This is a genomic window from Cronobacter sp. 153480017-3 (assembly GCF_053627815.1).
In genome coordinates this window covers 131,947-149,012 of sequence record NZ_JBSEYN010000001.1, presented here as the reverse complement: position 1 = coordinate 149,012, position 17,066 = coordinate 131,947, and the positions used below count along the sequence as shown (strand labels likewise).

The window sequence follows — 17,066 nt, the reverse complement described above, 5'->3', positions numbered from 1 at the left end:
CTCAGAATATATTGCGCTGCCCGGAGCAGGCGGCCCCAGCCGATAAGAAACCGTGCCGATGAGCGATACTGCAAGCGTAGCTTCAACCCGCGATATACCGCCCGTGCGCGTCTCCTGGCGCTATGTGGCGGCCGACCGGCGCGATCTGCGTATCGACCTGATGCGCGGCATTGCGCTTGTGATGATGGTCGTCGCGCATACTGAAGTGATGTCGATATTTAATATATTGACGTGGGAGCGTTTCGGATTAACTACAGGCGCTGAAGGATTTGTGATCCTGGCCGGTTTTATGCTCGGCATGCTTAACCGCCAGCGGTTGCAAAAAGCGGTATTACTGACGGTAGGCTGGACACTCTGGCGGCGTGCCTGGAAGATCTATCTGGTTAATATCATTATTATCCTGAGCGTGCTGCTGTTATCGAAAATACCTTTTATTAATACGTTTGAAATAACCCACTTTGTGGACCGTTACTCGGGGAATAGCTGGTCGTTGTTTCCCACCACGCCGCAAATTAAAGAAACCTGGTTCAATATTATTTTGTTTTTACAGATTGGCCCGCACCAGACACAAATTCTGGGTCTGTATGTGTTTTTGCTGCTGTTGAGCCCGCTGTTTCTCGCTTTACTGCACTATCGTAAAACCGCCTGGCTGATTGCCGGTTCGGCAGGGGTGTATGGCCTGTATCAGGTGACCTCATTTCGTCTGACCGCCAGTGAGTTTGAGTTCGCATTTCCGCTGATGGCCTGGCAGCTCATTTATATTCTGGGGATGTGTTGCGGCTGGTACAAAGAGGAACTGTTATCGCTGGCGCGCACTGGCCCTGGCAAAGTGACCGTCGCGTTTATGATCCTCTGCGCGCTGATGCTGATGTTTATCGCCCAGAACCATACCAACCCCTTTATGCCGCCGGGCCTGCTGCTGCATATTATTCCGCCCGCCGATTTCAATGCGCTCTACCATACGTGGGCCGCCAAAAACGCACTCGGGCCGCTGCGCGTGCTGAACGATTTTTGTCTGATGGTGGCGGTCTATGCGCTGCTTACCTGGTGCTGGACCCCCATTTACCGACTGACCGGCTGGTTTCTGATCCCGCTTGGCCAGCACTCGCTCTATACCTTCATTTTGCATGTGTATGTGGTGCTGCTGGTAAGCCAGGTAGTGCATTTCGATTTATGGCATCAGGCCTGGCTTGTGAATACGCTGGTTCATAGCGTGGCGCTGGGCATTCTCTGGCTGATGGCGAAGTATGACGTCGCCGGACGCTGGATCCCCAATTAAGGAACGACAAGGGTATGACGAGGATATATCACTGCGTTGGTCTGGCGATGCTTACGCTTGCGGGCTTCCCGTGTCATGCTGACCAGCCGCCTGCGAGCACGCAGAGTGGGGCGAGTGCGGATAACGAATCCGAGCCGATTCAGGCGGGCGTATTCACGAGCCGCTGGGGACGGCTGTTTTCGGGCAACGACAAAAAATTCTCCGGCGCGCTGAGTTTTAACAGCGGGCTGAAAGAGCAGTACGTCACGATCCCAAACAGTAGTGATACGGCGACGCAGACCAATAAAATTAACCAGACCGTCAACCTGAGCCTGCAATATTCGCCGTGGAGTTATCTCTTCGCCAACGTCACGCTGCGCGCACCGGTGCGTGATTTAACACGTTATTCCAGCGATTTCCGCTACAGCTTTGGCTATGACGACTGGCACGCCAATACCTTCAGCCTGGTGTACAGCAACTACGGCGATAACCATATCTGGCCATCGGGCAACAAACGTCACACCTATTTTGAACAGGGCGGCGTGACGGCAGCCTATAAATTCTCGCTGCCGAAACCGCTTGAGAAACATCTGCTGATCAATAAAGGCGATTCGATTATCTGCCAGGTGGGCTACACGTGGGTGCCGCGCTATTACGATCTCAACAGTAACGACATTCGCAGTAATAAAAATGTGGTGCTGGGTGGCTGTGGCTATACGCTCAAACAGCATTTCTTTGTGCGCGCCACGGCGTTCTGGTTCCCCGACAGCAGCCAGCAACAGCCGTGGAACGGCGATTACAGCTACAGCTTTGGCTACGCAGGCTATACGCCGGGCTCGTTCTCAATTCAGTACGCCAACTACAGCGGCACGCGGTATCCCGGTCATGCCAGCGGCAACGGCAAATTCCGCGAAGGCACCGTCAGCCTTATCTGGTATTTACCCCTTTAAGGAGCTTTGATGCCGGACAGACAGCGGGTTTTGATTGTTGATGACTCCACCGTTTACCGGCGGCTGCTCGGCAGCATGCTCGGCAAATGGGGCTACGAGGTGCTGGAAGCGGTCAACGGCGTCGCGGCGCTGGACGTGCTGGCCACAAAGCCGGTCAATATGGTGCTGAGCGACTGGGAGATGCCGGTGATGGATGGCCTGACGCTGTGTCAGGAGATCCGCGCGCGTTTTCAGGAACACTATATCTACCTGATTTTATTAACGGCGCGGGAGAGCGTGGACGACCTGGCGTTAGGGTTCGAGGCGGGCGCGGATGATTTTCTCAGCAAGCCGGTAAACCAGAGTGAACTGCGCGCCAGGCTGCACGCGGGCGAGCGCATTCTGGAGCTGGAAGCGACGCTCGCGGCGCGAAATGCGCGCCTTCGCGAGGCGCTCTCCCAAATCGAAAGCGATCTCCAGGCAGCGGCGCAGTTACAGCGCTCGGTGCTGCCGGCCCGGCGCATGCAATACGATAACTTTTTCGCCGACTGGCTGTTTGTGCCGTCGGCCTATGTCTCCGGCGACATCTTTAATATTTTCCCGCTCGACCGCCATCTCGGTTTTTACTGCGTGGATGTGGCGGGGCACGGCGTGGGCGCGGCGATGATGTCGCTTGCCGTAGCGCGCCAGTTTCTGCATGGGCGGGCGGTGGAGCGTTTTTTATTTGATGGCGACGGCGTCACCGCGCCGCATGAGGTAATCCGGATCCTCAATGAACGTTTCTGCCATGACGACACCGAAATCGTCAGCTATTTCACAATGATTTACGGCGTGATCGACACAGAAACCGGCGAAGGCAAGCTGTGCCAGGCCGGACACCCGACGCCGTTTATTACGCATCCGGACGGCTCCATGACCCGTATCGGCAGCGGCGGTGCGCCGGTGGGCTTGCTGGCAAGCTTAAGCTGGGAAGATGCCACGTTTACGCTTAACCGCGGCGACCGGCTGTGCCTCTACAGCGACGGCATTACGGAGTGCGAAAACCCACAGCAGGAGCAGTTTGGCCATGAGCGGCTGGAACAGTGGTTACAACGTCACGTTTCCAGCCAGCTTAGCGCGATTTTTCCGGCCCTGCACGACAAGCTTGTCGACTGGCGCGTCAGAACGCAGGGCGATCAGGTGGCGATGGCCGACGACGTCTCACTGTTAATTATTGAACGAAGCCACGAGGGAGTGCGCGATGAATCTTGAGACTGAACATCTGGACGGCGTGAGCGTGATAACGCCGGTGGCACGACGGCTTGACGCCTCGGTCGCCGCCGCGTTTCGCCAGGGCGTAAGCGAAGAGATAAACCGCACCACGGGCGGGCTGGTTATCGATTTCTCGCGCGTCGATTTTATCGACAGTAGCTGCCTCGGCACGCTGATAGCGCTCTTTAAGCAGATGAACGGCAAAGGGGAGATGGCGCTGTGTTCGCTCAACAGTAACATCATGAATATGTTTAAGCTGACCCGCATGGACCGCGTATTTATCCTTTGCCCGGATCGCGCCGCTGCGCTGGCCCGGTTGCAAAAAGGATGAACCGGTGAGCGTTATTCTGACGCTTCCCGCGCGCCTCGATGCGCTTGGCCCACTCGCCGACGCGCTGGCACAGTTTATGGCGCCGCTACCGGTGGATGACGGCTGGCGTTTCGAATTCGATCTGGCGGTGTGCGAGGCAGCAGCGAACGTAATTCGCCATGCGCTAAATGAGACACCGGAGCGCACGTTTAGCGTCGAATTTCAACACAGCGAAACCTTCGCGCGGGCGATTTTCACCGATGACGGCAATGCTATCCCTGACGGCAAACTGGACGCCGCGAGAGCAGGCGCAAAGGATGATGACGTTGCGCTGATGAGCGAAGGCGGGCGAGGGCTGATGCTGATCGTTGCCTGTGTCGACGACGTGGATTACCGGGCGGGGCAGATCAACCGCCTGACACTCTGCAAGCGGTTTTAAGGTGACGTTGTCACGGATCAGTGCGGTTCATGAACCGTCATGGTAAAGATAAGCGTCTCCTGCTGTTCATTCGCGTAGCGGTGCGGGGCATCGGTGCGCGCCACGGCGGACGCCCCCGCGTTGACCTGCAACACTTCATCATTGACGCCAAGCGTGAGTGTGCCTTGCTCAACGTGTAATAGCTCAGACGTTCCCTGCGGATGGCCCGGCGAGGTAAAGACATCGCCCGGCTGCAACTCCCAGCGCCACAGCTCCACCATATTTGGCCCGCTGGTTCCGGCAAGCAGACGCGCCGTACCGCCATGGTCACCTGTCCACAAAACCGGAATTTGCGTGGCTTCTATCAACCGCGCGGCAGGCTGGCTCGCCACATCCAGCAGGTCGGCTACTGATAACCCCAGCGCGGCGGCGACTTTGCAGAGGATAGCGATACTCGGGTTGGCCGCGGCTTTTTCAAGCTCAACCAGCATACCTTTGCTGACGCCCGCGCGCTGTGAGAGCGCATCCAGCGTCACTTTATGTTCCTTACGCCAGCTTTTTAGCTTTTGCGCCAGGGCGACGCTAAGCGAGTCAACATCCGCACCCGCGTCGGTCATTATATTGACTTTATGGGTCACTGGTCATTACCATGAAATAAAATAGTCATTACAGGATTATCTGATGAAACCATTAACACCGTCAATTGCCCCGGAGATCGCCCGTCTCGCGCCGGGGTTCCGGGCTATCAGCATTAACGTTATTGCCGCGCCGCTGGCAGATGAAAGCGTGGGAAGAAGGGCGCTGGAAGATGCCTGCCGCCACGTGCAGGAGAACGATTTCCCCTGGGCGCAGTCGCATCTTGCTGCATGGGACGCCGTTTTTCAGGCATTCGGCGCAAAGCCGAAACGCACGCCGTGTTCCGCCCAGGCGCTGCGTAAACGGGTCGCGCGTGACGGCGCAATGGCGTCGCTCGATCCGGTGGTTGATCTCTATAACGCCGTGAGCATCAAATACGCCGTGCCAATTGGCGGGGAAAACCGCGCGGCATACCAGGGTGAGCCGCGTCTGGTCATTGCCGACGGCAGCGAAGCGTTCGATACCTTTAAAGACGGCGAGCCGGTGAATGAATCCCCGGAGCCTGGCGAACCGGTCTGGCGTGCCGCCGCTGGAACTGGCGTCAGGGCGTGCGCACACGGCTGGATTCGCAGGCGCAGGAGATGTGGTTTATTCTGGAATGCTTACCGGCCATGCCGGAGGAAGCCGCTGACGCCGCCGCGCGTGAACTGGCCGAAGGCCTGGCCGCGATGATGCCGGGCGCGCAAATCACCACAGAAACGGTTCAGCCTGGTTGACCGTATACAGGAGAAAATGATGGCCGGACGACAGATAGTGCTGGAACCTTACAACCCGGCCTGGCCTGCGCAATTTGCTGAAGAAGAGAAAAGGGTGTGTGAAGTGCTCGGCGACGTTGCGCTGGCCGTTCATCATATTGGCAGTACGTCGGTGCCGGGGCTCGCGGCCAAACCGGTTATCGATATGCTGATTGAGGTCTCCGGTTTAAGCGCGCTTGATGGCTGTAACGCCGTGATGCAGGCGCTGGGCTATACACCGCGCGGTGAGTACGGCATTCCCGGCAGGCGTTACTTTATTAAAGGCCACGCTGTGCGAACGCATCATATTCACGCATTCGTGGCAGGCAGCCATCACGTAACGCGGCATCTGGCGTTTCGTGATTATCTGCGCCGGCATGATGACGTCATGCAGGAATATGCGCAGACAAAATTTACGGCCGCGCGCGACAGCGGTTTTCAGTCGGACATCTACAGCGAACTGAAAAACGAGTTTATCGCGCGGGTTGAACAGCAGGCGCTGGCGCGGAGGCAGCAATGAACAGCGACAGCCTGGAAGCGCAGGTTTATGCCCATGTGCGCAAGCATGACGGCTTTTATCTGTTCGGCAAACCTGAACTGACCGAACAGACCGATCTCGATTTTGACCTGCAGCTGGACGAGGACGAAGCGCTGGCGCTGATGGAGGATTTTTTTACGACATTTAGCGTGGCGCGGGGAAATTTCTCCATCACGACTTACTATCCGCCCGATCCACCGCTGAGCGTTATGCTCAATCCATTTCGTAAACGCGAAATCCCCATAGTGCCGTTTTTTACCATCGGTATGCTTATTGAATCTGCCCGGGCTGGCCGCTGGCTCTATGACTAACGGCGCGTTTAGCAAGTTTTTTCTGCATGATGACCACCATGACGGGAAATCCCGCCGCGCTCAGCGCACTTATGACCAACAGGCAGTTCAGGTTTTGCGGGTTTATTACGTGCTCAGGAAGTAATGAAGTAATAAAGAAGAGAGAAAGAACGCGAGCGTGGTTATCAGATACATTATTGCTGTCTGTAGTGACGAAAAACTGGCTCTTTGCTCATTTGCAGGGTACTGCATCGCCAGCGCCGAGGCGCAAACCAGTCGGCTATAGGAGGCACCAAGAAACAGGGTGATAAAGAGAAAGATATGCTTAAATCCCATCGCAGGAATGAGCAAGCTTACTACAAATAACAGCGTTGAAAGGATGGACAGGGCCAGCGCAGATATTTTAGATGTAAGAATCCCTGTTATTTTCGTAGACGCATAACCTGCAATGCCACCACTTAAAAATAATAACGGCAAGAGAGATTCCTGTGCGCCAATAAACTGAATCAGCAAAGGCGTTAAAATGGGGATAATAAGCATGGGGCTAAATTGCACCAGTGCCGTTGATGATGCAAAAAGTAAGGTTTGACTATCAAAAAAGAGCTTAGCCTTTATGCCTGATGAAACCGCGTCGCGGGGCAGGGTAAACACAATTAGCGGCAAACAAACCAGGCATAACGCACTGATTAACCACAACGAAGCCTGCCAGCCATAATGGGTACATAAAAACATGACCGCTGGCATACCGACGATACTCACCATCGAAAATGAAGCTATCACCGTGGCCAGCATTTTCCCGCGCAATGGTGCTGGGGCAGAATTTATTAAAATACTCATACCCACACCCATCGTCGTACCACCCACCAGGCCTGCGCAGAATCGTATTATCAGAAGCGTGCCAAAATGCGTGGTCACAGTGCACAAACAAGTAAATATTCCAAGCAGCAGCATATTGCGGAATATAAATCGCTTTTTATTAAATCTCTCAACCCAATAAAACGCCGCTACGCCAGAAATAACCGCCCCTGATGTATAAATACCCGATGCATAGCCAGCAAAGGAGACAGGAACAGACAATGCGTCCGTCATAAAGGTAAAAACGGGCGTGAACGCTATGTATTCCAGGGCATTGGTGAACTGGATAAAAGCGATAACAAGGGCTGTCCGCATAACGGATTTATAATTAACGATCTGTGTTTCCACTGGCATAACAAGCAACCTGTTGATAAAAGAAGCCTGATTTTATCTAATATCAATAGTGATTTTTATATGGTAAAAAAGGCATTCTTTGTTATCAAAATTGGGATATCAGATGCGTCCGGCGCTGGATTTTAATAGCCTGAAAGTGTTCATCACGGTAGTTGAAAAGGAAAGTTTTGTCGGGGCATCGAAAGCCCTTGCAATGCCGACATCGAATGTCAGCCGCTGTATTGCGCAGTTAGAAGAAAAACTGAATCTGCAACTCATTGAGCGCAGCACACGGCATATGAAACTCACTCAGGCAGGGCATCTGCTTTACAGCCGGGCGAAGCCATTACTGGAGGCGCTTGAGCAAACGGAGACGGAATTAACGTTGCGGCAAATGCAGCTTAAGGGGCCGCTGCGTATCTGTATTCCCAGTGAATCAGGTCCTGCGTTGCTGGGTTCGGCTATCGCCGATTTCGCCTGCCAAAACCCTGATCTTGAAATCAGCTGCATCACTAATTTGTCAGGTTTCGAATCCCTGCGAGACGATCTCGATGTCGCAATCATTATTACCCGTGGACAACTGGATGACAGTGACTACATTGCCCGTCATCTGATAACCATTCCGTGCACCATTGTCGCCGCGCCCGCGATCATTGCGCGCTATGGCACGCCTTCCGATATAAGACAATTTGAAGCATTGCCTTGTATTACCACGGTAACTGCGCTGAAAGGCGCTCCCTGGCAGTTTGTGAACCGCAAAGGGGAGTTCGAGACGATAAAGGTTAAAGGGCATTATCGCGTCAACAGCGGAGAGATGGCGGGACGCGCGGCAGTCGCCGGCGTCGGGTTTGCCATTCTGTCAAAACAAGCCTGTCAGCCTTACATTAACGATGGACGGCTCATCGAGGTTGAGTTTGAACAAGCGGCAGCGCCGTTGCAGTTGTTCGCGGTGTATTCAAACCGGCGTTTCTTGCCCGCGAAAACAAGAGCGTTCATTGATTTCGTACATCAGCGATTGAGCGCGATGCCTTCAGCGACATAAGGCGGCAGCGCCAGCCAGTAATTCAACGTAACAAATGAAGCCAGTAGCGCGGGTAAGCGAAGCGCACCCGCGATGGGCAATTAATTCAACGTGACAGATGAAGCCGGTAGCGCGGGTAAGCAGAGCGCACCCGCGGTGGCAAATTAGCATGCCGATTCTCAGGCGTTATGTGCACCCGAAACATCTTATCGACGTGAGGAATGCGGCCCGAACTCACTGAACATTGCCTGGATTCTCCTTTGGTACGCATAATGTATATTATGTTAAATTGCATTTGGTATCAGAACCACGCTTATCAGCCCTGGCCGCCTGACGCCGCTATTGCCTGCCCTGCGTGTCTGCACTCGCTTAAGACCCAAACCTCTCTATCTCTCCCGGTGCGCTACGCGAAATCTGCAGACCTGAGCCTCACAACTTTTCTCAGATTTCACGTAGCGCACCGTTTTTATATTGTTTATCGCGGGTGCGCTCTGCTTACCCGCGCGACGGCGTTATCAGCAAACGCCGCCAGTTGTGCGTTAAACCGCGCGGCGTCTTCCATAAATGGCGCATGTCCGGCGTTCGCATAAATGTCGGAACGTATGTGCGGATTGATCGCGCTCGCTCTTTTCAACGAAGCCTCCGGATTTACCAGCGCGTCGTGCTGGCCGTAGATAAACAGCAACGGCACGCGCGTGGCGTTCAGCGCTTTTTCTGCGGGAACCGCTATGCGCGGCACGTTCCGCTGCATGGTCCAGGACGCCATCGCCGCGTTAGCCAGCAGACGCTCAAACGTGTCGCGGTCAGGCTGCTGATAAAAACAGAGCCGCAAAAATTGGCGCTCGCCATTGAGATGTGTTTGTAAATCCGCCGCCGTCATGTCGCGATAAATAGCCGGATGCGCGGGTATCAGCGCGGGCGTTAGCTCCACCACGCCGCCCACGTATAACGCGCCGCCGATCCGGCTGTCGCCATACTCGGCCAGATAAGCCGAAATCACCGCGCCGCCGAGCGACCAGCCGACTAATACCGGCCGCTTCGCCTGGCTCTTGTTGATAACCGCCGCCAGATCGTCTCCCCATCGCCTGCCCTCCCGATACGCCGCGTCGGTGTCAGGCTTCCCGGAAAGCCCGTGGCCGCGTAAATCAAAGGTGATGAGCCGGAAACGTTGCAGCCGCGGGTCGGCGATTTGCCGGTTCCAGTTGAGATGGCTGCCCAGCAGCCCGTGAATGAAAATTATCGCCGGGCCGTTCGGGTTGCCGCTCTCCTGCACGGCAATCGGAACGCCATCCGGCGCGGTGACGGTAAAGTGTCGTTCAGCGGCAGTCGCGTTTGCCATCACCATGAACAGCAGGCTTATCACAATACGGTTAATCAAAGCAGGCATTTTCACTTCCTCATTAATAGGTTCCTGGCTAGCCTGAACGATGACACTAGTGTCAGAGTCAAGCGCCTGATGAGGAGAAACCATGCAACTGACCATTGGCGAACTGGCTAAAGCCACCGGCGTGAGCCCTCGATCCATCCGCCACTATCACAACAACGGCTTACTGGCGGCCGTTCGCGCCTGTAACGGCTACCGCTATTTTGATAAGCAGGCCATTACCCAGGTGCGCCAGATCCAGCGCCTGATTGCGACTGGATTTAGCGTGGCCGAGATCCGCCGTTTCCCCGATTGCATGTTGCTCATTGAAGGCGCGACGTTCTGCCCGGAAACCCAGGCCATACAGTATCAGCGGCTTAAAGAAATCGAAGATCAGATAAGCGAACTTGAGCAGCGCAAAGCGCGTCTGCTGGAGACGCTGCGGCAGAATGGTCACAGCGATGCGGTAACGTTACATAAATAATAGCCTTCCGCGGGTGCGCTCCGCTTACCCGCGCTACGCTTTTGTCATTTACGTAGGGTGGATAAGCGAAGCTCATCCACCATTGGCTTAATCCGCGGGTGCGCTTTGCTTACCCGCGCTACGCGTTTGGTATTTCTGTAGGGTGGGTAAGCGGAGCGCACCCACCGTTGGCTATCAAAAATAACATTAATTCTTCCCAGGGATAATTACCGCATGTTATTTCTATGTGCCGAAAATATCATTTCCGGCCCGATGTAAAGCCCCGCTTTTACATTGAGTTGTTTCTGAACGTGAATATCTGCGCCAGAATGCGTCGGTGACAGATTAATATTCTTTTGCAATGTCAATAATTGTAAAGGATAAGAAAGCGCTGGAGATGATACGCATTTTTAGTAAGAATTCGGGCACCTAACGTAAATTACCGCGTGCCAGTGAGTCGATATGGATTTCCCCGCCAAACCTTTATTTGCCCTTTTGTTCTGTGCTTATCTGACGGGATGCGCCACCAAAGCCCCAAAACCCAAAACGGTCGCCCCGCTGCCTGACGCCACCGCCAGCAGCCGCCAGCCTGACCTGATCCCCGTTATCGCCGCCCTTCACGACCAGATGAACACCTGGCAGGACACACCTTATCAATGGGGCGGCACAAAGCGCGATGGAATCGACTGCTCCGGTTTTGTCTGGCGCACGCTGCACGACCGGTTTAATCTGCCGATGGCGCGCGTCACCACGCGGGAATTAATTCACATGGGCAAAGGCGTTGATAAAAATAAACTGCGCCCGGGCGATCTGGTGTTCTTTCGTATTAATGGTGGGCTACATGTTGGCTTTTATGATTCTGACAACGAATTTATTCACGCCTCAACCAGTAAAGGCGTCACCCGCTCCTCTTTAGATAATCCTTACTGGCAGACCGTTTATTTAGAAGCGCGTCGCCTGCCGGATAATATCAGTTCGGTCGTGACGCTAAATCATAATACGCCGCCCGATCTCGCCAGTAATCGCGGGTAAGCCTGAGGGCCACAGATCTTCTGTGGCCTCCCGCTGTTTACACCACCGGCGGGTTATCGTCACCACCCTTGTCGCTCAGTTCACTGAGCACAATCTCTTTCGCGGGGGCGTCATCAAGCTTTCCTGCGTAATCGTCCGAGAGATCCGGCAGGCTGGTAAACTGCCCGTCGATAAACAGAAACGTCAGGTGTCCGGCGATATCATCAAGCACCGCATCGGCATTGTTCAGCCCTTCGCCATGTTCATCATTGCCATCAAGACGCCAGGCGAAAGCGCCATTCTCTTGTGTGGCTTCGCCGAGATCGATAATCCGGCCATCGATGTTTTGCGCCAGCACGCGGCCTTCGCAGAGAAACAGAAAATAAGGCATCCCGTCGCGTTGGGTAGATTCCGGCATCGTGAACTCCTTGCTGATGAATGAAAGAAAAGTATAGCAGGCGCTTTCACGCCCTTTTGGTAAGGAAAAAGGCCGCGCGCGGCGGCCTGATTTTACTGCGCTGCGCTCACGCGCCAGATGGCGTTACCGGCGTCGTCGGCAATTAGCAGCGCGCCGGAGTTATCCTGCGTCACGCCAACCGGCAGCCCGCGCACCTGCTTTTGATCGTCGGTCAGGAAACCGGTGACGACCGGCTGCGGCATCCCGACCGGTTTGCCGTTTTCAAACTTCACCCAGACCACCTGATACCCATTGAGCGGCGAGCGGTTCCAGCTGCCGTGTTCGCTCACAAACGCCCCGCCGCGATACTGCGGCATGTTATCGCCGGTGTAGAAATGCAGGCCAAGCGGTGCCACGTGCGAGCCGAGCGCGTAGTCAGGCTTGATCGCTTTGGCGACCAGATCCGGGCGCTGCGGCTCAGCGCGTTTATCGACGTGATTGCCGAAATAGCTGTACGGCCAGCCGTAGAACCCCTTCTCCTGCACCGAGGTCATATAATCCGGCACCAGATCGGAGCCGATTTCATCGCGCTCGTTCACTATCGCCCACAGCTTGCCGCTCTCAGGCTCCCACTGGAGGCCGGTCGGGTTGCGCAGGCCGCTTGCGTAAATACGGCTGGCGCCGGTCGCGGCGTCTACTTCCAGCACCGCGGCGCGGCGATACTCCGCGCCGATGCCGTTTTCGGTGATATTACTGTTAGAACCCACGCCCACGTAGAGCTTGCTGCCATCGGGGCTTGCCAGCAGCGCTTTGGTCCAGTGGTGGTTGATCGGCCCACCCGGCAGTTCAGTGACCTCTTCGCCCGGCGTGCGGATCTCCGTTTGCCCTTCCTGATACGGGAATTTCACCAGGCTGTCGGCGTTCGCCACCCACAGCGTATTGCCGGTGAGCTGAATGCCGAACGGCGCATTGAGATTTTCAATAAAGTGATGCTTTTCCCATTTGCCGTTCACGTTACGCAAAAGCGTAATGCGGTTGCCGCCCGGCCCGCCCTTGCCCGACGCCTTTTGCACCACGCCCATGATGAGCTGTTTCGGGCGCGTCGTCGGTTTTGGCGTGCCGTTGGATTCCGCCACCAGAATATCGTTATTGGGCAGCACATAGACCTGGCGCGGATGCATCAGCCCGTCGGCGATTTTTTCAATCTTCAGCCCCTGCGCCACCTTTGGCTTTTCGCCCTCTTTCCAGGCGACGCCTTCCGGCACCTGCATCGGCGGCAGCAGGAAATTTTTCGCTTCCGGAAGTTCCGGGTTTGGCCCGACCTGTTTTTGCGGATCGAGTGTTGCGCTGTTATCACAGCCGCTAAGCAGAACGCCCAGCGACACGGCCAGCGCGAGACGATGAATGTTGTTCATGCGGGCTTCTCCTTAAGCAGCGCGTTGGCGTAACGCGAGTTGAACATTCGCCAGCAGCATCAGCACCACGACCAGCGTTGAAAGAATGACGCCCGCAGGCACCACGGCGTAAGCATCACGGCTGTGAATAAAGGCGTTGAAAATGGCCAGCACTATCGCCACCAGATTCAGCCAGAAGTGCAGCCGCTGCGCCGGGCCATGCAGATGGCGACGCCCGGGCCAGATCTGCCCGAGGCTAATCAGGCGCGGAATAATCGCGATAACAAGGCCGATAGCGATAAGCCAGCTGGCGGCATCGGTCCACATCTGCACGTAGCTTTTCATGTAGAGGATGTCGAAAATCCAGGCGGCCGTGAAAAAGCCTAAAGGAATGGGATTAAGCAGTTCATAAAGCGCCACGGCGGCTGCCGGGGATCGTGCGGTCGTGTGCGGGTGCATGTCCGTCTCCTGAAGTCATCCAGAACCAGCGACGGCAGCGCCCAGGCGCCGCACGTCAGCGTGCCTGTAAAAGCGTAGTCAAGATGCGCGAGAATGACGGAAATATCGAAACCGCGTTTTAGCCTGAGTGCGCGCAGGCGGCGTCAGACGGGCCGCCCGCTGTAAAAATCAGATGATAGTGTCGCCCCATTTCACCGCTTCGTGCGTCATATCGATGATATCCCGCTCGCTAAGATTCAGCTCCTGCGCCACTTCAACCACCTGCGGCCAGTCGGCACGCTCGAACGCTTCGCACAGACGGACCAGCGTACCCGGAACGCCCTCACGGTTGATCAGCGCTTTTTTGACTTCCTTCGAGACGTAGATCTGCTCAAGCAGCGCATCCATGGGGATATCCATAATCGCGTCGAGGCGCGAGAACAGCCCGGCGATAAACGCGTCGTCCTCGCTCACGCCGCCGATACGGTGCGCCGCCAGTTCGCAAAAGCGCCCGTACACCAGGCTGACGTTGTAAAGTTCGCTTACCGACGGATCGCTGATGTGCGTGACCGCGAGGATAGTAATGAATCTTTTCAGCTCATAGAGCCCAAGAAACGCGAAAATGCTGCGAAATGGCAGCGATTCGGCGTTGGCGTGGTAGTTATGCTGATATTTGATGTTATTGACGTAGCGCATCAGCTTATAGGTGATCGCCACGTCGCGGCTAATCAGCTTTTCGATCTTCGCCATATCCGGGCGCGCCGCGTTAACTTCGCGGATAAGCTCAAGAATAAAGACTTTTTGTTCAGGCAGCTTTTTCGTCTTAATGAGTTCTGGCTTGCTGTAAAAATAGCCCTGAAAAAGATGAAAACCGAGTTTCTGGTACTGTTCCAGCTCTTCACGCCGCTCGACTTTTTCAGCCAGCAGTTTGCAGCGCAGGTTCGGGTGCGCTTTCAGGAACGCGTTGATTTGTTCAACGCTTGTGGACTGAATATCAAACTTAATGACGCTGATGTAAGGCAGAAAGCGGCTCCATTCGCTCTCCAGCGTAAAATCATCCAGCGCGAAGCAATACCCCTCCTCATACATCGCGCGCACGGTGGTAAACAGCGCGTTATCCGGCACGCTATTCTCAAGAATTTCAATCACGACATTCTGGCGCGGCAGCGACTGCGCCAGCCCGTTGACGATCATTTCATACGGGAAATTGATAAATGACGTATGTTTCCCGGACAAACGCTGTAACGGCGTGACCAGAAAATGATCGGCAAGCAGCTGGCTGGTCGCGAACTCGGCAGTCACGGGTGGAAAGGCGTTCGTGAGCCCGTCCCGGTAGAGTAGCTCGTAAGCCACCGTGTTCAGCGACGCATCAAAGATAGGCTGTCGCGCTATGAAGGAATACATTTCAACCTCCGGTTTCGTTTTTCGACGTCCATTACAGCGGTGCGCTGCTTGTTCGACCGGCACTAAAACATTCCTGGATACACTCTTCCGGCACTCCGCCGGCAGAACCGCAAGCCAGGCGTAAGCTCCCGAGGTATTACGCTTACGCCTGTCACGCCCCTTAAGGCGAGGCTTTATAAGATGCTTATCGGCGTGCGGCAGGCTTTCTTGAGCATATATCCGGGAGCGCATTTTCTGTTCGCTCAGCCGGTAAACAGAGTGCGAGCAGCGTCAGTAGCACGAAAATACCGAGCGCAGGCACGGCGCTTAAGGTATCCAGCAGCCAGCCAAAGAGTGCGCCGACCAGCGTCGTCGACATTGAAACATCCCGGATAACCTCGGGTAGCTGTAATCCCCACGAGAAACGCGCCAGCCCACAGGCGGCGGCAATAAGCGAGAACCCGCTCAGGGCGAGGAATTGATGTCCGGACAGCAAGGCAACCTCAGCGAAGTAAATGACCCCCACTGAGTGTAGCCGCCCTCAGCGCAACAGACGGGCGAGTTGCTGGCCGCAGGTTTGCGGGTTGCTCGCGAGCGCCGCGCGCTGCGTGCTATCGAGCCCCTGCCAGGTGCTGATGATTTCACGACCCAGCGCGGCGGAGTAGTGCTGACGTTGCAGCGCGTAGTCGTTGTTGCTGCCTTCAATCACATTTTCCATGCTCGCCGCCCAGTTATCGGGCTTGTCTGTCTGGATCGTGCAGAACACCGAGGCGTAGTACGCCTTGTCCTCATGGCTGAAGTGTGGCGTCAGCCACCAGTACGCCAGCGCCGCACAGGCGACAACAGGAAGAATAAAACGCCAGGAGAGTAATTTCATAAGTTGATTCTGATACGTCAGTGAAAGCGCGGTATGGCCGCGGCAAACGGAGAGTATAACCGTTTTGCTTAAACTTAAGCTCTACGGCCCACCGAAACGCCCGGTTAGCGACCTGCTACACTGGAAATACTGACAACCGGAGGGTGCATGAAATTAGGTTTCGCGTGTAAATTTTTAGATTCAGGGCTCAAACAGGAATTTCCCTTTAAATCGACGACCCGCACCCGTTTTTTAAGTCTCGGTCATGAGGCGCGTCTGACGTTGTTATCGCAGCTCGCACAGACCAATCTGAACAATCTTTATCTCACCCTGGAACAACTCGCGCAGTTACCGGCGGCGTTAAGGATGATGCGTATCGGCAGCGATTTACTGCCGCTTTATACCGTGCCGGAGGCCGGCCCGTTCTATCAGGAATTTCTATCCGATCTGGCACCCTTATTTACCCGCTGCGGCGAGTTTGCCCGCACACACGATATTCGTCTCTCTTTTCATCCCGGCCAGTATTCGGTACTGGCGTCAGATAACCCTGATGTGGTCGAAAGAGCCATTGAGGATGTGGAATATCACACCCTGTGCGCCGTGATGATGGGGTATGGCCAGCGGTTTCAGGATTTCAAAATCAATATCCATATGAACGGCAAGCGAGGTTTCGAAGGCTTTCGCGAGGCGTTTGGCCGGTTAAGCCTACAGGCGCAGCGGATGCTGACGGTGGAAAATGACGAAATTTCCTGTTCGCTGGACGATGTATTACAGGCGCAGGCGCTCTGCCCCATTGTGCTGGATATTCACCACCACTGGGTAAAAGAGAATGCATTTATTACGCCGGACGATCCGCGTATTGAACAGATAAAAGCCTCGTGGCGCGGCGTGCGCCCGGTCATGCATTATTCCATCTCTCAGGAAGGACTTATTCCGGAACAGGGTTTTCCGGAACAGTCACAGCTCGGCATTCCCAAAACTAAACTGCGCGCGCATTCCGATCATTATTTCAACAGTACGCTGAATGACTGGGCGCTCTCTTTCATCGATTTCGACATTATGTGCGAAGTGAAAATGAAAAATATCGCCCGCGACCGGTTGTATGATTATGCGTTATTAAAAGGGGTGGTGAAGGCAGCGTGAAAAAATGCATGTATGGATATTCAATCTGATATGTTTGTAGCGCAC

19 protein-coding genes and 2 pseudogenes are annotated in these 17,066 nt (G+C 55.0%); 12 read left to right on the top strand and 9 right to left on the bottom strand.

The features are described from left to right. The first annotated feature begins 58 nt into the window (after window positions 1-58). Genes opgC through ACUW6V_RS00685 form a run of 5 tightly spaced genes read left to right on the top strand, consistent with a single transcriptional unit; the run spans window position 59 to window position 4,187 of the window. Window positions 59-1,279 carry an OpgC domain-containing protein gene (gene opgC, locus ACUW6V_RS00705; RefSeq protein ID WP_454037864.1) on the top strand — a complete coding sequence of 407 codons (1,221 nt, stop codon included), beginning with the start codon at window positions 59-61 and terminating at the stop codon, window positions 1,277-1,279. A gap of 14 nt (window positions 1,280-1,293) precedes the next feature. Beyond that, the gene (locus ACUW6V_RS00700) at window positions 1,294-2,208 is read left to right on the top strand and encodes a hypothetical protein (RefSeq protein ID WP_007848641.1); all 915 of its coding nucleotides are present in this window, start codon (window positions 1,294-1,296) and stop codon (window positions 2,206-2,208) included. A gap of 9 nt (window positions 2,209-2,217) precedes the next feature. Then, window positions 2,218-3,438 (top strand): PP2C family protein-serine/threonine phosphatase, encoded by a 1,221-nt coding sequence (locus tag ACUW6V_RS00695; protein ID WP_454037863.1) that lies wholly within the window; start codon window positions 2,218-2,220, stop codon window positions 3,436-3,438. After that, complete coding sequence (locus tag ACUW6V_RS00690; protein ID WP_007775124.1) at window positions 3,428-3,769, top strand: STAS domain-containing protein; 342 nt, start codon at window positions 3,428-3,430, stop codon at window positions 3,767-3,769. Before ACUW6V_RS00695 ends, ACUW6V_RS00690 begins: the two co-directional genes overlap by 11 nt. Window positions 3,770-3,773: 4 nt before the next feature. Continuing rightward, complete coding sequence (locus ACUW6V_RS00685; protein WP_454037862.1) at window positions 3,774-4,187, top strand: ATP-binding protein; 414 nt, start codon at window positions 3,774-3,776, stop codon at window positions 4,185-4,187. A 17-nt stretch (window positions 4,188-4,204) separates the two neighbouring features. Here the strand turns inward: ACUW6V_RS00685 and ACUW6V_RS00680 are convergent, their stop codons facing one another. Continuing rightward, entirely contained in the window at window positions 4,205-4,804 is a 600-nt protein-coding gene (locus ACUW6V_RS00680; RefSeq protein WP_007867785.1) for a helix-turn-helix domain-containing protein, read from the bottom strand. A gap of 43 nt (window positions 4,805-4,847) precedes the next feature. Between ACUW6V_RS00680 and ACUW6V_RS00675 the strand changes: the two are divergent. The 3 genes and pseudogenes from ACUW6V_RS00675 to ACUW6V_RS00665 all read left to right on the top strand — a co-directional run bounded on the left by ACUW6V_RS00675 (window position 4,848) and on the right by ACUW6V_RS00665 (window position 6,385). Further along, a pseudogene (locus tag ACUW6V_RS00675) lies at window positions 4,848-5,518 on the top strand (B3/B4 domain-containing protein). A 19-nt stretch (window positions 5,519-5,537) separates the two neighbouring features. Beyond that, window positions 5,538-6,056 (top strand): GrpB family protein, encoded by a 519-nt coding sequence (locus ACUW6V_RS00670; RefSeq protein ID WP_454038047.1) that lies wholly within the window; start codon window positions 5,538-5,540, stop codon window positions 6,054-6,056. Further along, window positions 6,053-6,385, top strand: coding sequence for a DUF1493 family protein (locus ACUW6V_RS00665; RefSeq protein ID WP_007900259.1), 333 nt, complete (start codon window positions 6,053-6,055; stop codon window positions 6,383-6,385). Before ACUW6V_RS00670 ends, ACUW6V_RS00665 begins: the two co-directional genes overlap by 4 nt. Here ACUW6V_RS00665 and ACUW6V_RS00660 read toward each other — a convergent pair. Then, a pseudogene (locus ACUW6V_RS00660) lies at window positions 6,345-7,573 on the bottom strand (MFS transporter). The gene ACUW6V_RS00665 and the pseudogene ACUW6V_RS00660 overlap by 41 nt on opposite strands. Window positions 7,574-7,676: 103 nt before the next feature. Between ACUW6V_RS00660 and ACUW6V_RS00655 the strand changes: the two are divergent. Next, window positions 7,677-8,594: a LysR family transcriptional regulator gene (locus tag ACUW6V_RS00655; RefSeq protein WP_312599780.1), complete on the top strand. Its 918-nt coding sequence runs from the start codon at window positions 7,677-7,679 to the stop codon at window positions 8,592-8,594. A gap of 454 nt (window positions 8,595-9,048) precedes the next feature. Here ACUW6V_RS00655 and ACUW6V_RS00650 read toward each other — a convergent pair whose 3' ends face one another. Then, a complete protein-coding gene (locus ACUW6V_RS00650; RefSeq protein ID WP_105622182.1) occupies window positions 9,049-9,960 on the bottom strand; it encodes an alpha/beta fold hydrolase in 912 nt (303 codons plus the stop codon). 82 nt (window positions 9,961-10,042) lie between these two features. On the opposite strand from ACUW6V_RS00650, the gene ACUW6V_RS00645 reads away from it, so the two are divergent. Together ACUW6V_RS00645 and ACUW6V_RS00640 are read left to right on the top strand one after the other, a co-directional pair. Then, the gene (locus ACUW6V_RS00645) at window positions 10,043-10,420 is read left to right on the top strand and encodes a MerR family transcriptional regulator (protein ID WP_454037861.1); all 378 of its coding nucleotides are present in this window, start codon (window positions 10,043-10,045) and stop codon (window positions 10,418-10,420) included. Window positions 10,421-10,861: 441 nt separating this feature from the next. Beyond that, the gene (locus ACUW6V_RS00640; protein ID WP_105545915.1) at window positions 10,862-11,431 is read left to right on the top strand and encodes a C40 family peptidase; all 570 of its coding nucleotides are present in this window, start codon (window positions 10,862-10,864) and stop codon (window positions 11,429-11,431) included. A gap of 37 nt (window positions 11,432-11,468) precedes the next feature. On the opposite strand, the gene ACUW6V_RS00635 is transcribed toward ACUW6V_RS00640, so the two are convergent. The 6 genes from ACUW6V_RS00635 to ACUW6V_RS00610 form a co-directional block, all read right to left on the bottom strand. After that, a complete protein-coding gene (locus ACUW6V_RS00635; RefSeq protein WP_454037860.1) occupies window positions 11,469-11,828 on the bottom strand; it encodes a hypothetical protein in 360 nt (119 codons plus the stop codon). Between the two features lie 92 nt (window positions 11,829-11,920). After that, entirely contained in the window at window positions 11,921-13,222 is a 1,302-nt protein-coding gene (locus tag ACUW6V_RS00630) for a PQQ-dependent sugar dehydrogenase (RefSeq protein WP_454037859.1), read from the bottom strand. 12 nt (window positions 13,223-13,234) lie between these two features. Further along, window positions 13,235-13,660, bottom strand: a complete 426-nt coding sequence (locus ACUW6V_RS00625; RefSeq protein ID WP_004384940.1) for a DUF2231 domain-containing protein — start codon at window positions 13,658-13,660, stop codon at window positions 13,235-13,237. Between the two features lie 168 nt (window positions 13,661-13,828). After that, a complete protein-coding gene (locus tag ACUW6V_RS00620) occupies window positions 13,829-15,043 on the bottom strand; it encodes an EAL and HDOD domain-containing protein (protein ID WP_007867754.1) in 1,215 nt (404 codons plus the stop codon). A gap of 184 nt (window positions 15,044-15,227) precedes the next feature. Beyond that, window positions 15,228-15,401, bottom strand: coding sequence for a hypothetical protein (locus ACUW6V_RS00615; RefSeq protein WP_454037858.1), 174 nt, complete (start codon window positions 15,399-15,401; stop codon window positions 15,228-15,230). A gap of 162 nt (window positions 15,402-15,563) precedes the next feature. After that, window positions 15,564-15,899, bottom strand: coding sequence for a hypothetical protein (locus ACUW6V_RS00610; RefSeq protein ID WP_080320778.1), 336 nt, complete (start codon window positions 15,897-15,899; stop codon window positions 15,564-15,566). Between the two features lie 147 nt (window positions 15,900-16,046). Here ACUW6V_RS00610 and ACUW6V_RS00605 point away from each other — a divergent pair, with 147 nt between their 5' ends. Continuing rightward, a complete protein-coding gene (locus tag ACUW6V_RS00605) occupies window positions 16,047-17,021 on the top strand; it encodes a UV damage endonuclease UvsE (protein WP_454037857.1) in 975 nt (324 codons plus the stop codon). Window positions 17,022-17,066 lie beyond the last annotated feature (45 nt).